General features: G+C 61.0%; 20 protein-coding genes and 1 pseudogene. 15 read left to right on the top strand and 6 right to left on the bottom strand.

All coding sequences use genetic code 11. The features are described from left to right. Positions 1–16 precede the first annotated feature (16 nt). From D8U82_RS24595 to D8U82_RS24570, 6 genes are all read left to right on the top strand, one after another. On the top strand, positions 17–442 hold the full coding sequence (locus D8U82_RS24595) for a F0F1 ATP synthase subunit epsilon (protein WP_016772407.1): 426 nt from the start codon (positions 17–19) through the stop codon (positions 440–442). Between the two features lie 118 nt (positions 443–560). Continuing rightward, entirely contained in the window at positions 561–1,928 is a 1,368-nt protein-coding gene (gene glmU / locus D8U82_RS24590) for a bifunctional UDP-N-acetylglucosamine diphosphorylase/glucosamine-1-phosphate N-acetyltransferase GlmU (protein WP_016772408.1), read from the top strand. Positions 1,929–2,134: 206 nt separating this feature from the next. Next, the gene (locus tag D8U82_RS24585) at positions 2,135–2,911 is read left to right on the top strand and encodes a DeoR family transcriptional regulator (RefSeq protein ID WP_130903170.1); all 777 of its coding nucleotides are present in this window, start codon (positions 2,135–2,137) and stop codon (positions 2,909–2,911) included. Positions 2,912–2,913: 2 nt separating this feature from the next. Continuing rightward, positions 2,914–4,746, top strand: a complete 1,833-nt coding sequence (glmS, locus tag D8U82_RS24580) for a glutamine--fructose-6-phosphate transaminase (isomerizing) (RefSeq protein ID WP_130903169.1) — start codon at positions 2,914–2,916, stop codon at positions 4,744–4,746. Positions 4,747–4,821: 75 nt separating this feature from the next. Then, the gene (locus D8U82_RS24575; RefSeq protein ID WP_130903168.1) at positions 4,822–5,748 is read left to right on the top strand and encodes a LysR family transcriptional regulator; all 927 of its coding nucleotides are present in this window, start codon (positions 4,822–4,824) and stop codon (positions 5,746–5,748) included. Positions 5,749–5,852: 104 nt separating this feature from the next. Continuing rightward, positions 5,853–6,479 carry a glutathione S-transferase gene (locus D8U82_RS24570; RefSeq protein ID WP_130903167.1) on the top strand — a complete coding sequence of 209 codons (627 nt, stop codon included), beginning with the start codon at positions 5,853–5,855 and terminating at the stop codon, positions 6,477–6,479. Between the two features lie 126 nt (positions 6,480–6,605). Here D8U82_RS24570 and D8U82_RS24565 read toward each other — a convergent pair. Then, positions 6,606–6,998 (bottom strand): annotated as a pseudogene (locus D8U82_RS24565) (glycosyltransferase); the annotation flags it as partial. A gap of 101 nt (positions 6,999–7,099) precedes the next feature. Between D8U82_RS24565 and D8U82_RS24560 the strand changes: the two are divergent. Continuing rightward, the gene (locus tag D8U82_RS24560; protein WP_130903166.1) at positions 7,100–8,284 is read left to right on the top strand and encodes a DUF3142 domain-containing protein; all 1,185 of its coding nucleotides are present in this window, start codon (positions 7,100–7,102) and stop codon (positions 8,282–8,284) included. Beyond that, a complete protein-coding gene (locus D8U82_RS24555) occupies positions 8,271–10,406 on the top strand; it encodes a hypothetical protein (RefSeq protein WP_024014872.1) in 2,136 nt (711 codons plus the stop codon). Before D8U82_RS24560 ends, D8U82_RS24555 begins: the two co-directional genes overlap by 14 nt. Here D8U82_RS24555 and D8U82_RS24550 read toward each other — a convergent pair. Further along, positions 10,403–11,032: a LysE family translocator gene (locus D8U82_RS24550; RefSeq protein WP_130903165.1), complete on the bottom strand. Its 630-nt coding sequence runs from the start codon at positions 11,030–11,032 to the stop codon at positions 10,403–10,405. The two genes, D8U82_RS24555 and D8U82_RS24550, sit on opposite strands and share 4 nt — an antisense overlap. A 145-nt stretch (positions 11,033–11,177) precedes the next feature. Here D8U82_RS24550 and D8U82_RS24545 point away from each other — a divergent pair, with 145 nt between their 5' ends. After that, the gene (locus tag D8U82_RS24545; protein ID WP_129998005.1) at positions 11,178–11,651 is read left to right on the top strand and encodes an Lrp/AsnC family transcriptional regulator; all 474 of its coding nucleotides are present in this window, start codon (positions 11,178–11,180) and stop codon (positions 11,649–11,651) included. A gap of 99 nt (positions 11,652–11,750) precedes the next feature. Here the strand turns inward: D8U82_RS24545 and lpdA are convergent, their stop codons facing one another. Then, the gene (lpdA, locus tag D8U82_RS24540; protein WP_016772429.1) at positions 11,751–13,151 is read right to left on the bottom strand and encodes a dihydrolipoyl dehydrogenase; all 1,401 of its coding nucleotides are present in this window, start codon (positions 13,149–13,151) and stop codon (positions 11,751–11,753) included. 211 nt (positions 13,152–13,362) lie between these two features. On the opposite strand from lpdA, the gene D8U82_RS24535 reads away from it, so the two are divergent. The 5 genes from D8U82_RS24535 to cfaB all read left to right on the top strand — a co-directional run bounded on the left by D8U82_RS24535 (position 13,363) and on the right by cfaB (position 20,694). Continuing rightward, entirely contained in the window at positions 13,363–15,324 is a 1,962-nt protein-coding gene (locus D8U82_RS24535; protein WP_130903164.1) for a protease modulator HflK, read from the top strand. Beyond that, on the top strand, positions 15,321–16,376 hold the full coding sequence (locus tag D8U82_RS24530) for a protease modulator HflC (protein WP_130903163.1): 1,056 nt from the start codon (positions 15,321–15,323) through the stop codon (positions 16,374–16,376). The genes D8U82_RS24535 and D8U82_RS24530 overlap by 4 nt, the downstream gene beginning before the upstream one ends. After that, positions 16,373–17,422, top strand: a complete 1,050-nt coding sequence (locus tag D8U82_RS24525) for a protease modulator HflK (RefSeq protein ID WP_130903162.1) — start codon at positions 16,373–16,375, stop codon at positions 17,420–17,422. Before D8U82_RS24530 ends, D8U82_RS24525 begins: the two co-directional genes overlap by 4 nt. Then, entirely contained in the window at positions 17,419–19,329 is a 1,911-nt protein-coding gene (locus tag D8U82_RS24520; protein WP_130903161.1) for a cation-translocating P-type ATPase, read from the top strand. The genes D8U82_RS24525 and D8U82_RS24520 overlap by 4 nt, the downstream gene beginning before the upstream one ends. A 177-nt stretch (positions 19,330–19,506) precedes the next feature. Next, on the top strand, positions 19,507–20,694 hold the full coding sequence (gene cfaB, locus D8U82_RS24515; RefSeq protein ID WP_122612801.1) for a C17 cyclopropane fatty acid synthase CfaB: 1,188 nt from the start codon (positions 19,507–19,509) through the stop codon (positions 20,692–20,694). Between the two features lie 10 nt (positions 20,695–20,704). On the opposite strand, the gene cls is transcribed toward cfaB, so the two are convergent. Further along, positions 20,705–22,144, bottom strand: coding sequence for a cardiolipin synthase (gene cls / locus D8U82_RS24510; protein WP_130903160.1), 1,440 nt, complete (start codon positions 22,142–22,144; stop codon positions 20,705–20,707). Between the two features lie 131 nt (positions 22,145–22,275). Between cls and D8U82_RS24505 the strand changes: the two genes are divergently transcribed. After that, positions 22,276–22,794, top strand: a complete 519-nt coding sequence (locus D8U82_RS24505) for a DUF3617 domain-containing protein (protein ID WP_016772436.1) — start codon at positions 22,276–22,278, stop codon at positions 22,792–22,794. Positions 22,795–22,877: 83 nt separating this feature from the next. Here D8U82_RS24505 and D8U82_RS24500 read toward each other — a convergent pair whose 3' ends face one another. Further along, a complete protein-coding gene (locus D8U82_RS24500; RefSeq protein WP_130903159.1) occupies positions 22,878–23,753 on the bottom strand; it encodes a metal ABC transporter substrate-binding protein in 876 nt (291 codons plus the stop codon). An 11-nt stretch (positions 23,754–23,764) separates the two neighbouring features. Then, positions 23,765–24,634 (bottom strand): metal ABC transporter permease, encoded by an 870-nt coding sequence (locus D8U82_RS24495; protein ID WP_024014863.1) that lies wholly within the window; start codon positions 24,632–24,634, stop codon positions 23,765–23,767. Positions 24,635–24,648: the final 14 nt, after the last annotated feature.

The raw sequence follows: 24,648 nt of genomic DNA, 5'->3' as shown, positions 1-24,648 counted from the left end.
AGGTTGAGGCAATCAGATGGCTATGACAGTCCATTGCGATATCGTCAGCGCGGAAGGGGAAATCTTTTCCGGCCTGGTCGAGATGGTGATTGCGCACGGTGCACTGGGTGATCTTGGTATCGCTCTGGGTCACGCGCCGCTGATCACTAATCTCAAGCCGGGTCCGATCCGCCTGATCAAGCAAGGCGGGGAAGCCGAGGTGTTCTACATCTCCGGTGGTTTCCTCGAGGTTCAGCCGAACATGGTCAAGGTACTTGCCGATACCGTGCAACGTGCCGCCGACCTGGATGAAGCTCAGGCTCAGGCAGCTCTCAAGGCTGCCGAGAATGCCCTGAACGAAAAAGGCGCGGACTTCGATTACGGCGCCGCTGCCACACGTCTGGCCGAGGCTGCAGCCCAGCTGCGCACCGTCCAGCAGATCCGCAAGAAGTTTGGCGGTTAATCCGTCAGCCGCTTATTGTGCGATTGATAAAAAAGGGTAGCCTCGGCTACCCTTTTTTCTTTTCCGAATTCCCACAAACCGGTCGCAGTTGCTGACCACCCAGGATTGGTAGCCAGTCATGTCTCTCGAAATCGTTATCCTCGCGGCCGGTCAAGGCACTCGCATGCGCTCGGCGCTGCCCAAAGTGCTGCACCCGATTGCCGGCAACTCCATGCTCGGCCATGTTATCCACAGCGCTCGGCAACTTGATCCACAGCGCATTCACGTGGTGATCGGTCACGGTGCCGATGTGGTGCGTGAGCGTCTGGCAGCTGATGACCTGAATTTCGTGTTGCAGGACAAGCAGCTGGGCACTGGCCATGCCACCGCCCAGGCGGTGCCGTTCATTGATGCCGACACTGTGCTGATTCTTTACGGCGATGTGCCGCTGATTGAAGTGGAAACCCTGCAACGTCTGCTCAAGCATGTCGTGCCGGGCCAGATGGGTTTGCTCACTGTCGAGCTGGATGACCCGACCGGTTACGGCCGCATCGTGCGTGATGCTGACGGCAAGGTCGCGGCAATCGTCGAGCACAAAGACGCCAGCGAAGCGCAACGTGCGATCACCGAAGGCAACACCGGCATCCTCGCTGTGCCGGCCGATCGTCTGGCGGACTGGATGAGCCGCCTGTCGAACAACAATGCGCAGGGCGAGTACTACCTCACCGACGTGATCGAAATGGCGGTCAGCGATGGTCTGGTGGTTGCCACCGAACAGCCGCACGACCCGATGGAAGTGCAGGGCGCCAATGATCGCAAGCAGCTCTCTGAACTGGAGCGTCATTACCAGTTGCGCGCCGGCCGTCGCCTGATGGCTCAGGGCGTGACCCTGCGTGACCCGGCGCGTTTCGATGTGCGTGGCGAAGTCAGCGTAGGCCGCGATGTGCTGATCGACATCAACGTGATCCTGGAAGGCAAGGTGATCATTGAAGACGACGTACAGATCGGCCCGAACTGCGTGATCAAGGACAGTACCCTGCGCAAAGGCGTGGTAATCAAGGCCAACAGTCATATCGAAGGTGCCATTCTCGGTGAAGGCAGCGACGCCGGTCCCTTCGCGCGTTTGCGCCCGGGCACTGTGCTCGAAGCGCGCGCCCATGTCGGTAACTTCGTTGAGCTGAAAAACGCCCACATGGGCGAGGGTGCCAAGGCTGGCCATCTGACCTATCTGGGCGATGCCGAAATCGGCGCACGCACCAACATCGGCGCCGGCACCATCACCTGCAACTACGATGGCGCGAACAAGTGGAAAACCGTGTTGGGCGCTGACGTTTTCATCGGCTCCAACAACTCGCTGGTCGCGCCTGTGGATATTTCCAATGGTGCAACTACTGCTGCCGGCTCGACCATCACGCAAAATGTGGATAACGCTCAGTTGGCGGTTGGCCGAGCCCGTCAGAAGAACATCGACGGCTGGAAGCGGCCGGAAAAAATCAAAAAATCCTGATTTATCCACAACCTCCTGTGGGAGCGAGCCTGTTCGCGAATGCGGTTTGTCAGTCACGTCTTCAGTGGCCGAGACTCCCTTTCGCGAGCGGGCTCGCTCCCACAGTCGTTTCAATCTTTCTGAATTTTTCTCCCCGCGTCTTGACGGCAACCTTTCGATAGAGTTTCATTGCTTGCGTTATCTTTCGAATCGAAACTTAAGCTGCCATGTCCAAGCGCAATACTCCTCAACGTCGCCATAACATTCTCGCCTTGCTCAATGAGCAGGGCGAAGTCAGTGTCGACGAGCTGGCCAAGCGTTTCGAAACTTCCGAAGTTACGATTCGCAAGGATCTCGCGGCGCTGGAAACCCATGGTCTGTTGCTGCGTCGTTACGGCGGGGCGATCACCATGCCGCAAGAGCTGTTCGCAGAAACGGCGCAGAGTATTTCCAAGTACAAGCAGGCGATCGCCCGCGCGGCGGTCAAACGCATCCGCGAGCACGCGCGCATCATCATCGACAGTGGCAGCACCACCGCCGCGATGATTCCCGAACTGGGCCAGCAACCGGGTCTGGTGGTGATGACCAACTCGCTGCATGTCGCCAATGCCTTGAGCGAACTGGAACACGAGCCAGTGCTGCTGATGACCGGCGGCACTTGGGATCCGCACTCGGAATCCTTTCAGGGCCAGGTCGCCGAGCAGGTACTACGCTCTTACGACTTCGATCAACTGTTCATCGGCGCTGACGGTATCGATCTGGTGCGCGGCACCACCACCTTCAATGAACTGCTCGGCCTCAGCCGGGTGATGGCCGACGTTGCGCGAGAAGTGATCGTCATGGTCGAGGCCGACAAGATCGGTCGCAAGATTCCCAACCTGGAGCTGCCCTGGAGCAGCATCCATACCCTCATTACCGATGATCGCCTGCCCGTCGAGGCACGCGATCAGCTTCAGGCCCGTGGGATCACTTTGATCTGTGCGGCTGTCAGTCAGGAGAAATAACCATGTGTGGCATTGTCGGCGCAGTAGCTGAACGTAATATCACCGCCATCCTTCTCGAAGGCCTGAAGCGCCTCGAATACCGCGGCTATGACAGCGCCGGTGTGGCGGTTTATACCAACGACCAGACCCTGGAACGCATGCGCCGTCCGGGCAAGGTCAGCGAACTGGAAACCGCGCTGGCCGAACACCCGCTGGCCGGCCGTCTCGGTATCGCCCACACCCGTTGGGCTACCCATGGCGCGCCGTGCGAGCGCAATGCCCACCCGCATTTTTCCGGTGACATTGCGGTGGTGCACAACGGCATCATCGAGAACCACGAAGCCCTGCGCGAACAGCTGAAAGCGCTGGGCTATGCGTTCAGCTCGGACACCGACACCGAAGTCATCGCCCACCTGCTGACCCACAATCTCAAGGAACAACTGGACCTGACTGCCGCGCTCAAAGCGACCGTCAAGGAGCTGCACGGTGCCTACGGTCTGGCAGTGATCAACGCACAGCAACCGGATCGTCTGGTCGCCGCGCGCAGTGGCAGTCCATTGGTGATCGGCCTGGGCCTGGGCGAGAACTTCCTCGCTTCCGACCAACTCGCTCTGCGTCAGGTCACTGATCGCTTCATGTACTTGGAAGAAGGCGATATCGCTGAAATCCGTCGCGACAGCGTGCAGATCTGGGACGTGAACGGCAACGCTGTCGAGCGCCAGACCGTGCAGTACACCGACGGTGCCGAAGCCGCCGACAAGGGCGAATTCCGCCATTACATGCTCAAGGAAATCCACGAGCAGCCGGCCGTGGTCCAGCGCACCCTCGAAGGTCGGCTAGGCAACAATCAAGTGCTGGTTGAGGCCTTCGGTCCACAAGCTGCCGAGCTGTTCGCCAAAGTGCGCAATGTGCAGATCGTCGCCTGCGGCACCAGTTATCACGCCGGCATGGTCGCGCGTTACTGGCTCGAAGAGCTGGCCGGTATTCCGTGCCAGGTCGAAGTCGCCAGCGAATTCCGTTATCGCAAAGTGGTAGTGCAGCCAGACACGCTGTTCGTGACCATCTCGCAGTCCGGTGAAACCGCTGACACCCTTGCGGCGCTGCGCAATGCCAAGGAGCTGGGCTTCCTCGCCAGCCTGGCGATCTGCAACGTCGGTATCAGCTCGCTGGTGCGTGAATCCGACCTGACCCTGTTAACCCAGGCCGGCCGCGAAATCGGCGTGGCCTCGACCAAAGCCTTCACCACGCAACTGGTCGGTCTGTTGCTGCTGACCCTGTCGCTGGGTCAGGTGCGCGGCACTCTGGCTAATGGCGTCGAAGCCACACTCGTCGAAGAACTGCGTCGCCTGCCGACCCGTCTCGGCGAAGCGCTGGCGATGGACAGCACCGTGGAAAAAATCGCCGAGCTGTTCGCCGAGAAAAACCACACCCTGTTCCTCGGCCGTGGCGCGCAATTCCCGGTCGCGATGGAAGGTGCCTTGAAACTCAAGGAAATCTCCTACATCCATGCCGAAGCCTACCCGGCCGGCGAGCTCAAACACGGGCCGCTGGCACTTGTGGATAACGACATGCCGGTGGTGACCGTCGCGCCGAACAACGAGTTGCTGGAGAAGCTCAAATCCAACCTGCAGGAAGTTCGCGCTCGCGGCGGCGAGTTGATCGTGTTCGCGGATGAGAAGGCTGCGATGACCAACGGCGAAGGTACCCACGTGGTGCAAATGCCGCACATCCACGACATTCTCTCGCCGATCCTTTATACGATCCCGTTGCAACTGTTGTCGTACTACGTCGCCGTGCTCAAGGGCACCGACGTTGATCAACCGCGCAACTTGGCGAAATCGGTGACCGTGGAATAAGTTATCCACAGATGATCTACGCTTCCCCAATCGCAGCCTCGGCTGCGATTGTCGTATCCGCCGCCGAGGAATCCCATGGACCGCTTTCAGGAAATGCAGATCTTCGTTGTCGTCGCCCAAGAGCAAGGCTTTTCGGCGGCGTCGCGGCGTCTGGGTCTGTCGGCGGCGAGCGTCACCCGGGCGGTGGCGGCGCTGGAGCAGCATATCGGTACGCAGTTGCTGGTGCGTACCACGCGCACCGTGCATCTCACCGAAGCCGGGCAACGTTACTGCGATGACTGCCGGCGGATTCTTGCCGAGGTGCAGGAGGCCGAGGATTCGGCGGCAGGCAGCCATGCCTTGCCGCGCGGGCAGTTGACGATTACTGCGCCGGTGCTGTTCGGCGATCTGTTCGTCACGCCGGTGATGGCCGATTACCTCTGTCGTTACCCGGATGTGTCGATCAACGCGCTGTTGCTGGACCGGGTCGTCAACATGGTCGAGGAGGGCATTGATGTCGCGGTGCGCATCGGTGACCTGCCGGACAGCAATCAGCATGCGATTCGCGTCGGGGAAGTGCGGCGGGTAATCTGCGCTTCGCCGGGGTTTCTGGCTAAACATGGCCGCCCGGAGCATCCGCAGGCCTTGGCCGGGTTGCCGGTGGTGGCGACATCGGCGATCGGTCAGCAACGCAACTGGCCGTTTCTCGACGGCGGTGAAGCACTCAGTGTGCGCACCGAACCGCGCCTGACCGTCACGGCCAATCAGTCGGCGATCACCGCCGCGCGAAAAGGCCTGGGCCTGACGCGAGTACTGTCCTATCAAGTAGCGGACAAGGTCGCAGCGGGCGAGCTGGAAATCGTCCTCGCCGAGTTTGAATTGCCGCCGTTGCCGATTCATGTGGTGTATCAGGGCGGGCGCAAGGCACCGGCGCGGATCCGCAGTTTTGTCGACTTCGCCGTGAAGGCGCTGCGCGAGCATCCGGCCTTGAGCGCTGCGGCGTTATTGCACGAGATGAAATAATCGATTGCAGCGGCTGGTTATTCTGTTGTTCCGGCAACCCATAGATGATGACTCCATCGGCGCGCTCATCCCCGTAGCGACGTCACTTTCCAGCGGAGTCGACCATGCAAGCGATCAAACTCTACAACTTCCCCCGTTCCGGCCACGCCCACCGTGTCGAGTTGATGCTGTCGCTGCTGCAACTGCCGACCGAGCTGATCTTCGTCGATCTGGCCAAGGGTGAGCACAAGCAGCCGCAGTACCTGGCGATCAACAGCTTCGGCCAAGTGCCGGCGATTGATGACAATGGCGTGGTGTTAGCCGATTCCAATGCGATTCTGGTTTATCTGGCGCAGAAATATGGCAACGGACGCTGGCTACCGACCGATCCGGTGGGCGCAGCGCATGTGCAGCGCTGGTTGTCGGCAGCGGCGGGACCGATTGCCTTTGGCCCGGCGGCGGCACGCCTGATCACGGTGTTTGGTGCGCAACTGAATGCCGAGGAAGTCATTGGCCGTGCGCACAACCTGCTCAAGGTCATGGAACTGGAGTTGGGCAAAACGGCGTATCTGGCGGGCGAAGAGCCGACCATCGCTGACGTGTCTGCCTACAGCTACATCGCCCATGCGCCGGAGGGCAATGTCTCGCTGGACGACTACACCAACGTTCGCGCCTGGCTGGCACGGATCGAAGCGTTGCCGGGTTTTGTCGCGATGCCGCGTACGGTGGCCGGGTTGCAAACCGCAGTCTGATTTGCGCAGCCGCACTCTGGAGGCCGCGCCAGACAGGTTGTTCAGCAATGCTGAGCGGGCAAGCAAAATCTGCAGGAATGGGGTGAATGGCGCATCCCGGTGCGCAGTCGCTGTTGAACCGTTGCGTCAAGGGCAAGATGCGTACTGCATGGGAAGCGCCTCAGGCACTTCCAACAAATGGTGTACGCTGCGTTCGACTAGTTGCAGGCTGGCTTCACGCCAGCTAATCCATTGCCAATCGACAACGTCGCGGACAGCTGGAAATTGCCCGCTGCGCTGGAAGCAGCAAATCAGATTGGCGAGACTTTGCGGGTCCTGCAAGTCAAAGTACGCCATAAAATCTCCGCCGATTTCACGAAACACTGCTATATCGCTCCCCATAGCCGGCAAGCCTCGCTGCATGGCTTCCACCAATGGTAAACCGAAGCCTTCGACGAACGATGGAAACACCAGTGCACTGGCATGAGCGTATGCATATTCAAGGCTAGTGTCGCTGAGGTCGTTGAACATGAACAGTCGCGACCTTGCCGGTCTTTGCCTGGGAGTTCAGCACGATCGACTCGCTCACGCCATGTTTTGTGTAACCTTGCAGCCCTGTGGTTTCAGGGATTTTTCAAGGTATGCGGTTTATTGCGGGTCTGATCCTTAGCGTCTTGCTGGCAGGTTGCGAGCAACACGCCGCACCGGCCCTCGACCAGCAGCTCTACGTCTGGCAACGCCAATGGACACCTGCGCATGAGCCGGCATTGCGCGACAGTCGCCATGATTTCTCCACCCTGCGCGTGCTGGCGTTGCAGGCCTTTCCCGGCGAGCGGTGGAGCAGGGCGCGGGTTGATCCGGCGTTGTTGAAAGCTGATGGTCGCGCTCTGATCGCAGTGATTCGCCTCGATGGCCAGTTGCAGTCGCTGGACCAGCAGCAGGTCACCGAGCAGATTCTGCAGGTCATTGCCGATTGGCAAGCGCAAGGCCTCACGCTGAACGGTATCGAAATCGACCACGATGCCGGCAATGCACGGCTGCCCGTGTACGCTGAATTCCTCAAACACTTGCGTGCGGTCTTGCCGCCATCGTTGCCTTTGAGCATCACCGCGCTACCGGCCTGGCTCGATAGCGCGCAGTTGCCGGCGCTGTTGCGAAGCGTCGACAGCAGCGTGCTGCAAGTCCACGCCGTGAGCGATCCGCGACTGGGTCTTTTCGACGCCAGGCAGGCGTTGAAGTGGGCCAAGGCCTGGGCACATGTCAGCGACAAACCGTTCTATCTGGCGCTGCCGGCCTACGGCGTTGCGCTGTTGAGCGATGACGGTGGCGCGCCGGTAGTGGAAAGCGAAGTGCAACTGGAGCGCGGCGGGCAGCGCCGGGAGTTGCTCGCCGATCCGCAGCAACTCAGCCAATTGGCCAAGACTTTGCGCGAGGATCCGCCTGAGCATCTGACCGGTTTGATCTGGTTTCGCCTGCCGCTGGCCAACGATCGTCGCGCCTGGAGCCTGACTACTTTGCGCGCCGTGGCTCGCGGCGATGTGTTGAACGGTCAGTTGCGCCTGTCATTCAAAGAGCAGGGCGGACTCTATGACATCCAGCTCGATAACCGCGGCAATCTCGACAGCCCGTGGCCCGCGCAAATCACCCTAAAGGCGCGGGATTGTGCAGGCGCCGATGCGCTCATCGGTTACTCGTTGCAACAAAGTGCCAATCTGCTTACCTTCACCCGCCTGCGTGACGGCCGCTTGCCGGCGGGCGGACAGCGCGCTGTCGGTTGGGCGCGTTGTGCACATATTGATCAAGGAGGTTCGCATGTTGACCCGTAACTGGCCCCGCCATCTGCTTTGCCTGAGCCTCAGCCTGCCGCTGGGTTCGGCGCTGGCCTGCGGCCCGGACTTCCCGATGCGCCTGCTCGACAACCGCGCGCAGACCCTCGCCGATCTGCCCGAAGGCAGTTTCAGCTTCGAAGTCAGTCGCCTCGGTAAAACCATTGCCGGGCTGAAAAATGTCACAGCGGCGACCCACAACCCCAACGATTATGCCGAAGACAACGCGTCAGAACTGGCGCGCGAACAGGCTGAGCAGGTGGGCCTGAGCGTCGAGCAATACGCTGTGGTCAAGCGCCTTCGCGGGCTCAGCGATGCACGTCAGGCCGAGGAACAGGGCGCCAGTCTGCCGGTGGAAATCCGCTTGTACGTCGCCGGCGCGGTGGCCTTTGCCACCGGCGACCATCAATTGGCCACGGAGTATTTCAACAAGGTGCTGGCGCTGCCGGCGGACCAGCGTCCTTTGCGCAGCACGTGGGCGGCGTATTCCCTCGGGCGCATCGCCTTCGCCATGAGCAACGAGGCGCACGATCGCATCGAAGCGCTGGAAGAAGCGCGCGATGCCTTCCGGCAGGCCCGGCAACTGAGCATCGACGGCTTCAGCGATCCGTTGGAACTGGGCGTTGCCAGCCTCGGTGAAGAGGCGCGGGCGTTGCGCAGCGCGGGCGACTGGAGCGGCGCCATCGAACTGTACGAAGCACAGAACCTGCACGGTTCGGCCGTCGGCTACACCTCGCTCAAGCAACTGATGAACGAACTGGCCGAGTTGCCGGAATCTCAGTTGGCCAAACTGCTGCAGCAGCCAGCAGTGCAGCAACTGGTCACGGCATCGCTGGTCAGCCGTCAGGGCTGGTCTTTCGGTGAGCAGCCGCCGAATGAAAAGAAACTCGTCACACTCCTGCAAAACAGCACCCGTGGCAGCCTCGACAATGCCGATCGACTGGCGGCGATGAGTTATCAACAGGGCGACTACGCGTCTGCCAAGGCCTTTCTGGTAAACGCCGAGGACGGCGGACTGGCCTGGTGGCTGCGGGCAAAACTGGCAGTGCGTGACGGCGACACGACTGCCGCTGCCGCCGCCTACGCCAAAGCCGCCCAGGCCTTTCCACAGAATGAAGACTGGGGCTATCGCCGCACGCCGGACTGGGCGTTTGAAACGGTGCAGCCAAAATGCCGGGTCGAGGGCGAAAGCGCGATCCTGGCGCTGCAACGCGGCGAATACCTGCAAGCGTTCGTGCAGCTGTATCGCAGCAACAGCCTTTACTGGTTCGATGCCGCCACCGTTGCCGAGCGGGTGCTGACGGTCGATGAGCTCAAGCAGTACGTCGATGAGAATGTGCCGGCGCCGCCGCCATTGACGCAGCAGGAGCGCGACAACTATGTGCCGCTGTCGGTGGCCGCCAATCTGCGCAATCTGCTCGGTCGACGCTTGCTGCGTGAGGGGCGTTACGAGGAAGCGGTCGGTTATTTCGCCAGTGACGATCTGCAGCACAAGGCCCGGCTCTATGGCGAGCAACGGCTCAAGGCCGAGTCGGCGTGGTGGCCGAGCAAACGCGCCAGTGCGTTATACAACGCCGCATGGACGGCCCGGGAGTGGGGCATGGACATCCTCGGTTATGAGATGGCCCCTGATTACGCCACCTTCGGCGGCAATTACGCGCTGGAGAGCACGAAGCTGGATGTCGGCCCGCTGATTTCCACGGCGGAAGTGCAGCGCCAGCAGGCCAGCGCCGCGCAACCGGATCAGCGTTATCACTATCGTTTTGTCGCCACGGCACTGGCCAGTCGCGCCGCCGATAACTTGCCGCACACCAGTCAGGCGTTTGCTGCGGTGTTGTGCAATGCCGCCGGCTGGAACAGCAGCCTTGAAGACCAGAGTGCGCTGTATCAGCGCTACGTCAAGGAAGGTCCTTATGTGCCGTGGGCGCAAGACTTCGGCAATCAATGCCCGTACCCGGATTTTGAGAATGCCGACAAGCGCTACGTCACCCAGGTGACCGATGCCGTGCGTGGGACGCTGCGGCCGTACAAGTGGCCGGTGCAGATCGGCGCGGTCATCCTGGTCGCTGTTGCTGCGCTACTGCTGATCACCCGTCGTCAGCGCAAGGTGCGCAAAGGCTAGGCCTGTTGAATGAAGCTCAGGCGTACGGCGAAGCCAATCAACAGACTGCCGAACAGCCATTGCTGAGCGCGCTGGGCGGTTGGACTGTGTTGCAGCCAACGGCCCAGTGCCGCGCCGGTCATGGCGACAACACTGTCGAACAGCAGGCCGACGCTGACCAGCACCAGGCCGAGCACGGCGAACTGTGTCAGCACCGGCGCGCCGCCGCTGACGATAAACTGTGGCAACAGTACCGAGCAGAACAGCAACGCCTTGGGATTGAGCAGGTTGGTCAGCAAACCGCGACGGATCGCATCGCGCCGCTGGCCGGGAGCAGGTACCTGCTCTTGGGCTTGCAGGCTCGGCACCAGCGAGCTGCGAAAACACTGGATGCCGATCCACATCAGATAGGCCGCGCCGGCGATGCGCACCACGTCAAACGTCCACGGCGCCGTTTTGAACAGCGCCGCCAGCCCCAATGCCGCCAGTGCCACGTGGCAGCCGCGGGCGATGGCCAGGCCCAGCGCGGTGGCCAGCGCCGCACCTCGACCTTGCCGCGCACCGGTTTGCAACAGCAGGATCATGTCCGGTCCCGGCAGTAGCAGAACCACAGCCAGCGTCAAAATAAACAGCCACAGACTTGCCATATCACACCCCTTTTCGATGTCGATTTGCTCGCGCCAGTCTAGAGCGAGAGGGCAGGGCAGGTGCTTGCGTAGTCGGCTTCAATTGTTCGCAGCTTTGGCATAACCTGCTGGTTTTCAACCGTCAGACTATCGGGATCTGCCAAAGATGAAACTCGACGCCTATGACCGCAAGATTCTCGCCGCGCTGCAACGCAACGGGCGTTTGAGCAATGTCGAGCTGGCAGAAGAAATCGGCCTGTCGGCTTCGCCGTGTCTGCGCCGGGTGCGCATGCTGGAAGAGGCGGGGGTGATTCGAGGCTACCAGGCCAATCTGGATCGCGATGAAGTCGGGCTGGGGCTGACGGTGTTTGTCGGGGTCAAGGTCGAGCGCCACAACGAAGAACGCGCCGAGGCTTTTTATGCGGCCGTCACTGCGTTGCCTGAGGTGGTCTCAGCGTTTCTGGTGTCCGGCGAATCGGACTTTTTGTTGCAGGTAGTGGTGCCTGACTTGCGCGCTTATGACCGCTTTGTCAGCGGCCATCTGCTCAAGCTTCCGGGTGTGAGCGATATTCGCAGCAACTTTGCCATTCACACGGTGAAAGCGCCGGGGGCTTTGCCGTTGGGGCATCTGCCGGTGTAGACCGGGTGGCGCCATTCGCGAGCAGGCTCGCTCCCACGGGGGAACGCATTCCAAAGTGGGAGCGAGCCTGCTCGCGAAGACGGCGGCAAGGTTTGGAACCTACATCTGCGTCGCCATCCCCTCGACATTCATCGCTGCCTGACGCAACGCTTCCGAACGCGTCGGGTGCGGATGGCAGGTCAGGGCAATGTCCTCGGCCGAGGCGCTGAACTCCATCGCCACACAGAATTCGCCGATCATCTCGCTCACGCTCGGCCCGACCAGATGCACGCCAAGCACTTCGTCCGTGCGCTCGTCGGCGAGGACTTTGGCAAAGCCTTCTGTTTCGTGATTGATCTTCGCCCGGCTGTTGGCGGTGAAAGGAAACTTGCCGACCTTGTAGGCACGGCCCTCGGCCTTGAGCTGTTCTTCGGTCTGGCCGACGCTGGCCAGCTCCGGTTGGGTGTAGATGACGTTGGGGATCAGCGCGTAATTGACCTCGCCAGCCTTGCCGTGGATCTGCTCGACGCAGGCCATGGCTTCGTCTTCAGCCTTGTGCGCGAGCATCGGGCCGGACGTGACGTCGCCGATCACCCAGACCCCGGCGGCTTCGGTGCGATGTTGCTTGTTGGCGAGCATGCCGCGTTTGTCGGTACTGAGGCCGACGTTCTCCAGCCCCAAGCCCTGGGTGTACGGCCGGCGCCCGATGGCCACCAGCACATAATCGGCTTCGATCAGTTCAGCCGTGCCGCCAGCGGCAGGCTCGACACTCAGCTGCACGCCTGTGGCGGAACTGGTGGCGCTGGTGACCTTGGAACTCAATTTGAAGGCAATGCCTTGTTTGCTCAGCGCGCGCTGCAAGGTCTTGCCGGCCTCGCCATCGACGCCGGGGCAGATGCGATCAAGGTATTCGACCACGGTGACCTGCGCGCCGAGTCGGCGCCATACCGAACCCAGCTCCAGGCCGATCACCCCGGCACCAATCACTACCAGATGTTTGGGTACTTCACTCAATGACAGCGCGCCGGTGGAATCGAGGATGCGCTGGTTGTCGATCTCTACGCCGGGCAGGGGAGTGGGCTCGGAACCGGTGGCGATGATTATGTCCTTGGCGCTGAGCTCGCTCTTGTTGCCTTGAGCGTCGGTCACCGTCACTTTGCCCGGGCCGTCGATATGGCCCCAACCCTTGATCCAGTCGACTTTGTTCTTGCGAAACAGAAACTCGATGCCCTTGGTCAGGCCGGCGACGCTCTCGTCTTTTTGTTTCATCATCTGCGCAAGGTTCAGCGTCGGTTTGACCTCGATGCCGAGATTGGCGAACTCCGTGCCCACCGCAGCGGCGTACAGCTCTGACGCATGCAACAAGGCTTTGGACGGCATGCAGCCGACATTCAGGCAGGTGCCGCCGAGGGTTGCACGTCCTTCGACGCAAGCGGCCTTGAGCCCAAGCTGACCGGCGCGGATCGCTGCGTTATAACCGCCGGGGCCGCCGCCCAGAATCACTACGTCATAGTTGCTCATGCGCTTGCTCCAGATTGCTCGAAGGGGATAGCCAAGATTAGTCGCGATAAAAATTATGTACGTAATATGAGCTTTGCCGGACATTTCGGTCAAGGCTTCAGGGCAAGCGACAGCTGCGGCATCTTTGAATAAGTGCAATTGTGTACGAATATTTCACAGTTTGCGTTATATCGTAACGCTATGAACGCTGAGCCTACATTTTCGGGGTGTTATGCAAGTCGATCTTGAGTTGGACGCCACGCCAGTCAACGGGCTGCCGCGCTTTCAGCAGGCAGCTGCGCAGTCACGCAAATTACGTCGGCTGGCTTATGGACTCGGCGCATTGGTCGGTTTGGGCTGGGTGCTGGCGTTTTTCGTCGGCCTGTTTGCGCCGCAGTCCCTGTGGTTGCCGTTGTTGGTCAATCAGAGCGCGGCGTTGCTGGTGCTGGTCGCCGGTCTGCAATCGGCGTGGTGGGTGACGCACTGGCGCGCGCGGGTGATGCATCCGCCAGCTTCGCAACCGACCGTTGTGGAGGAGGGCGCTGCAGCCGAGGGCTGGTACGAAAGGCTGCTGGAGCGATTGAGTCAGCAGGGCCGCCATCTGCTTGGACAAATCGGTGCGCCGACGTTGTGGCTCGGCGGCTGGGCGTTGCTGGTTCTGCTTGGTATTGAGCAGGTGTGGAATCTCACGTTGCCTGCGGCGGCCTTGGGGCTGTCGGCGAGCATCGGTGCGGCATTGGCGTTGTTGCTGGCGTTTGCCCTGCTGGTGCTGGAGCGGCACCTGGCGCAGGAACCGCCGGCGCAATGGCCGGAAGCGGCTGCGCTGGCGCAACTGACCCGGGTGGTGATCATCACGCTCTTGATCGGTGCGCTGTGTCTGTTGTTTGCCAGCGAAAGCGCAGTCTGGCCGGTACGCGTGGCGGTGCTCAGCGCAGTCCTGCCAATGTTGGTTGCCGTCGAACTGCTGCTGCGCGCGTTACTGTCTGTCTTCAGCCCGCGGCGTGAACAACTGGAACCGCCCCTGCTGGCGCGTAGTTTTATCGCCGATATGCTGCGCTGGCCGCCGCAGCCGTGGCTGGCGTTGCAGCATGAAATGCACAATCGGTTCGGCATCGATCTGCGGCAGATCTGGGCCTTCAGTTACATGCGTCGGGCCTTGTTGCCGGTGCTGGCGGTGGTCGCCCTGAGCGGCTGGCTGCTGACCGGCGTACATGAGATTCCTCTGCACGGTCGCGGCATCTACGAGAGCTTCGGTAAACCGGTACAGGTGTTCGGCCCGGGTTTGCATGCCGGTTTGCCCTGGCCATTGGGGCGTGTGATCTCCGTTGAAAACGGTGTGGTCCATGAACTGGCAACCAGTGTTGGCGACAAGCCAATCGCCGTGCAGTCCGATTCCGCTGAAGGCCCGGCGCCGCTGACCGCCAACCGTTTGTGGGACGCCAGCCACGTCAACGACAAATCCCAGGTCATCGCCAGCAGCCGCGGCGCGCAACAGGGCCTGCAAATCGTCAACATGGACGTGCGCTTCGTTTATCGCATCGGTTTGAACGACGAGGCGGCACTCGCCGCGACTTATAACAGCGCCGATGTACCGACACTGATTCGCAGCACCGCCAGCCGCATCCTGGTTCACGATTTTGCCTCGCGCACCCTCGACGGTCTGCTCGGCGACGACAGGGCTGGACTGGCTGGGGAAATCGGTCGCGCAGTGCAAAGCGATCTGAACAGATTGAACAGTGGCGTGGAGATCCTTTCCACAGTCGTCGAAGCGATTCATCCACCGGCCGGCGCGGCGAATGCCTACCACAGTGTGCAAGCGGCGCAGATCGGCGCGCAGGCGTTGATCGCTCGCGAACGCGGGGCGGCTGCGCAGGCCACTAACGAGGCGCAGTTGCAGGCGAGTACGGCGCGGGATAAGGCAACGGCAAACGCGCGGGAGATCAACGCCGTTGCGCAAACAGCAGACCTGAAATTCAGCGCCGAACAGAAAGCCTTCGCCAGTGCTGGCCAGGCCTTCGTGCTGGAGCAATATCTCAGCCAGCTCAGTCAGGGCTTGAGTAAAGCCAGGTTGCTGATACTCGATCATCGACTTGGCGGGAGCGCAAATGCGCCAACCATCGATCTGCGTACTTTCACACTGCCGACTGATCCGTCGCCCGCCCGTACCACCGCTCAACCAGGAGCCACCCATTGAGCCAGTCGCCTGTTCATGACGTTCACGACCACAGCGGCCACGACCACGGCCACGGCCACGGCCACGGCGGGCATCACCATCATCATGGGCATCACCACCATCACGGCGAGGTGCCAGAAGTCGGACCATTTCCGTGGCGGCGTATGGGCTGGGCTGCGTTGCTGGTGGCGTTTGCCATTGCCGCCGCAAGTCTGGTGCAAGTGCGCTCCGGTGAAGCCACGGTCATCACCCGTTTCGGTAATCCTTCGCGGGTATTGCTTGATCCCGGTTTGAGCTGGCGCTGGCCTGCGCCGCTCGAAGCGGCGATTCCGGTGGACTTGCGTCTACGTACCACCTCAAGTGGTTTGCAGGACGTCGGCACCAAGGACGGTTTGCGCATCATCGTTCAGGCCTACGTGGCGTGGCAGGTGCAGGGTGATCCTGAACACGTGCAGCGTTTCATGCGTGCCGTGCAGAATCAGCCGGACGAAGCGGCGCGGCAGATTCGAACCTTTGTCGGCTCAGCGCTGGAGACCACGGCCAGCAGTTTCGATCTGGCGAATCTGGTCAACACTGATGCCAAACAAGTGCGCATCGGCGATTTTGAAACGCAGTTGCGTCAGCAGATCGATCAACAGTTGCTTGCTACATATGGCGTGCGCGTTGTGCAGGTGGGTATCGAGCGTTTGACTTTGCCATCGGTCACGCTCAGCGCCACGGTCGACCGCATGCGCGCCGAGCGTGAAACCATTGCTACCGAACGCACGGCTGTTGGCAAACGCGAAGCGGCGCAAATCCGTTCTGCCGCCGAACGCGATGCGCGAATCGTCCAGGCCGATGCGACGGTGAAAGCCGCCGATATCGAAGCACAGTCACGGGTCGAGGCTGCGCAGATTTATGGTCGCGCCTACGCCAGCTCGCCGCAGCTCTATAACCTGCTGCGCTCCCTCGATACCCTCGGCACCATCGTCACGCCGGACACCAAATTGATTCTGCGCACCGATGCCGCACCTTTCCGCGTATTGGTCGACGGCCCACCGACGCTCGACAACAAAGCTGGATCGCAGCCATGAGCGAAGAAGTTCCACGTGGAACACATGCGTTGAACAGTCCGTGGATCCAGGCCGGACGTCTGACCTTCATCGCGCTGTATGCGATCACCGTGTTGGCGGCGTTGGCATGGGCATTCTCGAACGTCCGGCAAATTGATCCGCAGAACTGCGCCGTGGTGCTGCACTTTGGCGCGCTTGATCGCGTTCAGAATGCCGGGTTGTTATGGGCGTGGCCGCAACCCTTTGAACAGGTGGTTCTGTTGCCGGCGGCGGATCGGATGATCGAGCGCCGAGTGGAAAATCTGTTGCGCAGTGACGAGGCGTTGACGGCTGACCGGGTGGCGTCCTTCGCCACGCCATTGAGCGATGCACTCGCCGGGTCTGGTTATTTATTGACCGGCGATGCCGGCGTAGTGCAACTGGACGTGCGAGTGTTTTACCAAGTCTCCGATCCCTATGCGTTCGTGTTGCAGGGCGAACATGTGCTGCCAGCACTCGATCGGCTGGTGACGCGCAGCGCCGTGGCCCTGACCGCCGCGCGAGATCTCGACACCATTCTGGTCGCTCGCCCGGAATTGATCGGCGCCGACAATCAGGCAGCCGAGCGCCGTGAGCGATTGCGCGGTGATCTGGTGCAAGGCATCAACGCGCGACTCGCTGAACTGAAGGCGAGCGGCCAGGGTATTGGCATTGAGGTGTCGCGGGTGGATGTGCAATCAAGTCTGCCGGAGCCAGCGGTCAGTGCCTTCAATGCGGTTCTGACCGCCAGTCAGCAGGCTGACAAAGCGGTGGCTAACGCGCGCACCGATGCCGAGAAACTTACCCAGTCCGCCAACGAACAGGCAGACCGCACGCTCCAGGTGGCTCATGCGCAGGCAGGCGAGCGTCTTGCAAAAGCCTCGACCGATACCGCAACCGTCTCGAGTCTGGCGACGTCTGCCGACCCGCAAATGCTCCTGCGTCTGTATCGCGAGCGCATACCGAAGATCCTGGATCAGGCCGGGTCGGTCACCACCGTCAATCCGAAAGACGATTCCCGGTTGATCATTCAAGGAGCCAGTCAATGAGGGCGACCACCGCTGCTCCAGGCCTGTTGTCCTCGGCCGAACAACGTCGCGCCGCGCGTCAGTTGACCCTGGCGATGCTTGCGCTCGGATTGCTGGGTCTGGGGTTGCTCTGGCGCTGGATGCTCCCGGAGCAAACCGGTGTCAGCCAGTTGCTGCTCGGTCTCGCCTCGTTGCTGGTAGCGGTTCCGGTGATGCGTTCGGCTTGGTACAGCCTGCGTTACCCGAGCCTGCACGGCATCACCGATCAGTTGATCGCGCTGGCCATGCTCGGTGCCTGGGCGACCGGTGATCTGCTCACGGCGGCGTTGTTGCCGATCATCATGATCTTTGGCCATGTGCTCGAGGAGCGCAGCGTCATCGGTTCCCAGGAAGCAATTAATGCGCTTGGCCAGTTGACCCGCAGCCATGCGCGCAAGCTGCAAGCAGACGGTTCGATCATCGAAGTGGACAACGGCACGCTCAGCGCTGGCAATGTTGTCGAGGTGCGGGCCGGTGATCGGGTGCCGGCGGACGGTCGGGTGTTGTCCGGCCAAGCGAGTCTCGATACGGCATCGATTACCGGTGAGTCGGTACCGGTGGAAGCTGGCGTCGGCATGCTGGTATTCGGCGGCGCGATCAACCTCGATGGATTGCTGCGCGTCGAAGTCACCCGCACCGGCGGCGAATCCACCTTGGGCAAAGTCATCGCCCTGATGCAAAACGCCGAGCGCTCGAAACCGCCGATCACGCGATTGCTCGAACGCTATGCCGGCAGCTACATGGTGCTGGTCTTGCTGCTGGCGGCGGTGACCTGGTTCGTCACCCATGATGCACAGGCGATGCTCGCGGTGTTGGTGGCGGCGTGTCCGTGTGCGTTGGTGCTGTCGGCGCCGGCCACGGCGATTGCCGGTGTCGCCGTCGCCGCGCGTCACGGGATTCTGATTCGCAGCTCGGCGTTCCTCGAAGAACTCGCCGATCTGACCTCGCTGGTGGTCGACAAAACCGGCACGCTGACTTACGGCACCTTGCGTTTGCAGTCGATCGACAGCCTGAATGCGGACACCGCCGAAGTGCAGACACTGGCCGCCAGTCTCGGCGCGGCGAGCAGTCATCCGGTGAGCCGGGCACTCGCCGGGATGGCCGATCAGGAAGCCTATTGGCCTCTGACCAACATCCATGAGCGCCAAGGCCTGGGCGTAGTGGCGACGACAGAGAAGGGCGAAGCTGCGCTCGGTCGTCCAGAGTTGTTCGCGCAACTGGGTATCACAACCATCCTTGTTCCTGAGCACGATGGGCCGATTGCCGGGTTGGCTTTGAACGGTGAATTTCTCGCCTGGCTTTTGCTCGCCGACAGCATCAAACCGGAAGCGGGCTTTGCCTTGAACGAGTTACGCGAATTGGGGCTGGGACGCCAACTCCTGCTGACGGGGGATCGCCAGAGCGTTGCGCGAACGTTGGCGCAGGAAGTCGGGCTGAACGAAGTCCAAGCGCAAGCGCTTCCGGAGGACAAACTCAATCGCGTACTGAAGGAAATCGATTACGGCTTCCGCCCGATGGTAGTAGGCGACGGCATCAACGATTCACTCGCGCTCAAAGCCGGCGTGGTCGGCGTGGCGATGGGCGCTGGCGGGGCCGACATTGCCCTGGCGTCGGCGGACATTGTCTTGATCGGCAGCGATCTGCGTCGCCTCGGTACTTGCGTGCGCTTGAGTCGTCAGTGCCGGCGTACATTGCAGGTCAATGTGATCATCGGCCTCGGCTGGACGCTGGCTATCGTGGTCTTCGCGGCGTTCGGCTGGCTTGGTGCGGCCGGGGCTATGATCGCGGCGCTGCTGCATAACCTCAGTACCTTGTTGGTGTTGGGCAACGCCGGACGTTTGCTGCGCTTTCAGGAGCCATTGCTCAGGCTCGACGCTCAGGCTAAATGAAAGAAAATTCATCGAACCGCCGTGTGCCCAGGCAGTCATCTATCGTAAGGCGCGTCGTCTGTGGCGTTCAGCCGAAGTGCCGATCACGATAGACAAGGCCGATCGAATCGATAGCCTGCTATTTTTCCAGGTTGGTCTACCCTCAGATCAGACGTCTGAAACAAGGGGGGATTTTCCATGCTCGCGCAACTTCCACCGGCCTTACAGAATCTGCAGCTACCGCTTCGCCTGCGACTCTGGGACGGCCATGAGTTCAATCTGGGCCCGACGCCCAGTGTAACCATCGTCGTTAAGGACCCGCAGATGGTTACTCAATTCACCCACCCAAGCCTGGATGCGCTGGGTGCGGCGTTCGTCGAAGGCAAGCTGGAACTGGAGGGCTCGATCAGCGAGGTCATCCGGGTTTGCGATGAATTGAGCAATGCGCTGCTCGACGAAGACGAAGGCAGTCAGCCGGTGCGTGCGCATCACGACAAGGACACTGACGCCAAGGCCATTTCCTACCACTACGACCTGTCGAATGCGTTCTACCAGCTCTGGCTGGATAGCGACATGGCGTATTCCTGTGCCTATTTCGAAACCGGTAGCGAAACCCTCGAACAGGCGCAGCAAGCCAAATTCCGCCATCTGTGCCGCAAGCTGCGCTTGCAGCCGGGCGAGTATTTGCTGGATGTCGGCTGCGGTTGGGGCGGTCTGGCGCGGTATGCGGCGCGAGAGTTCGGCGTAAAGGTGTTCGGTATTACTTTGAGCAAGGAACAGTTGGCGCTGGCGCAGGAGCGGGTCAAGGCCGAGGGTCTGGAAGATCAGGTCGAACTGCAATTGCTCGACTATCGCGATCTGCCGCAGGACGGCCGCTTCGACAAGGTTGTCAGCGTCGGCATGTTCGAACACGTTGGTCATGCCAATCTCGCCGAGTATTGCGCAACGCTGTTTGGCGCGGTGAAGGAGGGCGGCCTGGTGATGAACCACGGCATCACCGCCAAGCACACCGATGGCCGCCCGGTTGGACGCGGCGCTGGCGACTTTATCGAAAAATACGTGTTCCCCAACGGCGAGCTGCCGCATCTGGCGATGATCTCAGCCGAGATCAGTGAAGCCGGGCTGGAAATCGTCGATGTCGAAAGCTTGCGCCTGCACTACGCGCGCACGCTCGATCACTGGAGTGAGCGACTGGAGGATAACCTCGAAGCTGCGGCGAAACTGGTGCCTGAGCAAGCACTGCGTATCTGGCGTCTGTATCTGGCCGGTTGCGCGTACGCCTTTGCCCGGGGCTGGATCAATCTGCATCAGATCCTCGCCGTGAAGGCGCATCCGGATGGCAGCCACGAATTGCCCTGGACCCGCGACGACATCTACCACCCCTGAAACGGGGCGCTCAGAGTATCGGCGAAATCAGCCGGGCGATCCGCATGCCGACCTGTTGCAGGCGGTGGATCTCCCGGCTTTCTTCTTTGGCCACTTCATCGGCCTGGGCGAAATCGTCATTGAGCATGTGTTCCACGGCGGCGGCGAACTCGCTGTCGACGGTCAGCAACATCACTTCGAAATTCAGGCGGAACGAGCGATTATCCAGGTTGGCGCTGCCGATGGCGCTGATCTCGCTGTCGATCAACACCACTTTCTGGTGCAGAAAACCCGGTCGATAGCGGAACACCCGCACGCCGGCACGCACCGCCTCGAAGGCATACAGGCTGGAGGCGGCATAGACGATGCGATGATCAGGCCGCGACGGCAACAGCAGGCGCACATCAACACCGCGCAACACTGCCAGCCTTAGCGCGGCAAATACGGCTTCGTCCGGGACGAAGTAAGGGCTGGTAATCCAGACCCGTTGTGTTGCTGCGTGAATGGCTTCGACGAAAAACAGCGAGCAGGTTTCATAAGCATCGGCCGGACCGCTGGCAAGCAATTGGCAAAGCACGCCATCCTCCGGGTATGTATCCGGAAGGATCAACGGCGGCAGAGTACGAGCAGCCCAGAACCAATCTTCGGCGAACGATTCCTGCATGCAGGCCACCACCGGCCCGCGGACTTTGACGTGGGTGTCACGCCACGGCGCCAATGGTGGCTTCTCACCCATGTATTCATCGCCGACGTTATGCCCGCCGACAAAGCCGACTACGCCATCGACCACAACGATTTTGCGGTGGTTGCGGAAGTTGACCTGAAAGCGGTTGAGCCAGCCGCTGCGCGTGGCAAAGGCTTTGACCTCGACGCCGGCATCACGCAGCGCCTGCACGTAATGATGGGGCAGGGCATGGCTGCCGATGCGGTCGTAGAGCAAATGAATTGATACGCCTTCGGCGGCTTTCTTCAACAGCAAATCACGCAAGCGCTGGCCGAGCCGATCGTCGTGAATGATGAAGAACTGGATCAGCACTGCTTCCTTCGCTTGTGCGATCGCCTGAAAAATCGCATCGAAGGTCGCGGTGCCGTTCACCAGCAGTTGCACCTCGTTGTTCGCCAGGCACGGCATGCGCCCCAGTTTCGGCATCGCGCGCAATGAGGCGTAGGCACTCGAAGCGCGAGCGGCCAAGGCTTCCTCCACCCACGGGCGCCAGTTCAATTCGGAAATGGCCAGGCGCATCTGCTCGTTGGCCTGGCGCCGCGCCTTGATGTAGCCATCGAAGGTGCTGCGACCAAATACCAGGTATGGAATAAGCGTGAGGTAGGGAATAAAGATCAGCGACAATGCCCAAGCGATCGAGCCTTGCGCTGTGCGCACGGTGAGCACCGCATGGATTGCCGCGATCGAACCGAGTGTGTGCAACAGGGCGATCAGATAACCGAAAATGTGCGGTCCGACAAAATCCATGGGGCAGCCTTGCTCCGTGAGATGCAATGCTTAACAGACCATGTTCTGCGCCGAATGTCTCTATTTAATCGGCGCATGAACCGACACAATCGGCCGGCGTCTAACGGCCACAACTGATCAGGAGTTACTCGATGAACGTTCGTCTGCTGGGTTTGGCGCTGGGCCTGGGTTTGGCATTGCCGGTGGTTGCGCAGGCGCAAATGCTGCAGCCGGGGTTGTGGGAAATGTCTTCGAGCAATCTGAAGGTCGATGATCAGGCCATGGATGTGCAATCGATCCTTGGCCAGATTCAAGGCCAGATCACCCCGCAGCAGCGCGCTGCGCTGGAGAAGAACGGCATCAACATCGGCGGCAAAGGGATCCGCGCTTGCCTGACGCCGCAGCAGGTCGCGACCAACGACATCCCGCTGGCCGATCCGCAATCGGGCTGCAAGCAACAGATCACCGAGCGCACCGGCAACCAGTGGAAATTCCGCTTCAGCTGCCCGAAAGCCCAAGGCACCGGCGTCGCGACATTCCTCAGTGACCGCGAATTCACCACCGTTGCCAATGGCACCTTCAACGCCATCGGTATCAACCAGAAGGGTAGTCTGGAAACCCGTGCCGTGTGGCTGGGTCAGGATTGCGGCACGGTAAAACCCCGCGCTTGAACCCTCTGCGACGCCCACAGTTGGAAGCCATTCCAACTGTGGGAGCGAGCCTGCTCGCGATTAGATCGGAAGTGCACCTCAAGTCATGGCTGACTCAACGCCTTGTACAGCGTATTGAGGTTGTATTCGAACAGCCCGGTAAAGGTGCTCGCAGGCCCGGTGGAAGCCAGTGCATCCGAGTACAGCGTGCCACCGATGTGTGCGCCGCTTTCATCCGCGATCTGCTTGAGCAGACGCGCGTCCTTGATGTTTTCCATGAACACCGCCTTGACCTTGGCCTGGCGAATCTGCGTGATCAGCGCAGCGACTTCGGCGGCGGAGGGTTCGCGTTCGGTGGATAAACCCTGTGGCGCGATAAAGTCGATGCCATAGGCCTGACCCAGATAGCCAAAGGCATCGTGGCTGGTGACGATCTTGCGATTACCCGGCGGCAGCGCGCCGAGTTTGTTTTTGGCTTCGGCGAGCAGGGCATAGATCTGCTTGAGGTAGGTCTGGCTGTTGCGCTCGTAGTCAGCCTTGTTGGCCGGGTCGGCGGCGATCAGCGCCTTGGTGATGTTGGCGACGTACAACTCAGCGTTCGCCAGATTGTGCCAGGCGTGTGGATCCGGAACGGTTTCGCCATCTTCATCGAGCGAACGTGGAATCACCCCGCGACTGGCACTGATCACCGTTGCCTTGCTGTCGGTGCTGGTCACCAGGCGATCCAGCCAAGGTTCGAAACCGAGGCCGTTCTTGATGATCACTTTGGCTTTGAGCAACGCCTTGGCATCGTCCGGTGTCGGCTCGTAGGTGTGCGCATCGGCGTCCGCGCCGACCATGTTGGTGATCTCAACGTGCTCGCCGCCGACCTGATGAACCATGTCGGCAAGGATGCTGAAGCTGGTGACCACCGGCAGTTTTTCGGCGGCTGACAAGGACATCGACAGCATCAGGCTGAACAGCACGAGTAGAGCGCGCATCGGGAAACACCTCATTGGGATGTGAGCAAAGGCGGGCGGCGCAGCAAACCGTGAACCGGTCCGAACACCACCGACAGCAGATAGCCGACCCCCGCGACCAGCACGATGGCCGGGCCGCTGGGCAGCGAGTAGTAGAACGACAGCAGCAAGCCGAGCCACACAGACACGCAGCCCATGACCGCGGCGATGGCGATCAGTAGCGGTAGGCGGCGACTCCAAAATCTCGACGCAGCAGCCGGAAGCATCATCAGGCCGACAACCATCAGTGCGCCGATGGCCTGAAAGCCGATCACCAGATTCAGCACGACCAGAGTCAGGAACACGCCATGAGCCAGCGGCCCGAGGCGACTGACCGTGCGCAAGAACAATGGGTCCAGTGTGTCCAGCAGCAGAGGTTTGTAGATCGCCGCCATCGCCATGAGGCTGACCGCCGATACCCACAGCATGCCGGTCAGTGTCGGCCCGTCTACGGCCAACGCTGAGCCGAACAGCAAGTGCAGAAGGTCGAGGCGCTTGCCGGCGATGCCAAGGATCAAAACGCCGCTGGCCAGTGAGATCGGATAGATCGCGGCGAGGCTGGCATCTTCTCGCAACCCCGTTCGCCGGGTGATCCAAGCCGCGAGTCCGGCCATGCTCAGACCGGCTCCCAAGCCACCGAGGGTGAGTGCGGGAAGACTCAAACCGGCAAACCAGAATCCCAGCGCTGCACCAGGGAGAATACCGTGCGCGACGGCGTCACCGATCAAGCTCATACGTCTAAGAATCAAAAAAACACCCAAGGGCGCCGTGCTGCACGCCAGCACCAGACCACCGAGCAGGGCGCGGCGCATGAACACGAATTCGCTGAACGGCTGCCAGAAATGGCTGACGGTGGCGAGCATCAGGCGACCTGCAT

This window comes from Pseudomonas sp. Sample_23 (assembly GCF_004307595.1).
In the GTDB taxonomy this organism is placed as follows: domain Bacteria; phylum Pseudomonadota; class Gammaproteobacteria; order Pseudomonadales; family Pseudomonadaceae; genus Aquipseudomonas; species Aquipseudomonas atacamensis.
This window is presented reverse-complemented; position numbering and strand designations above follow the sequence as displayed.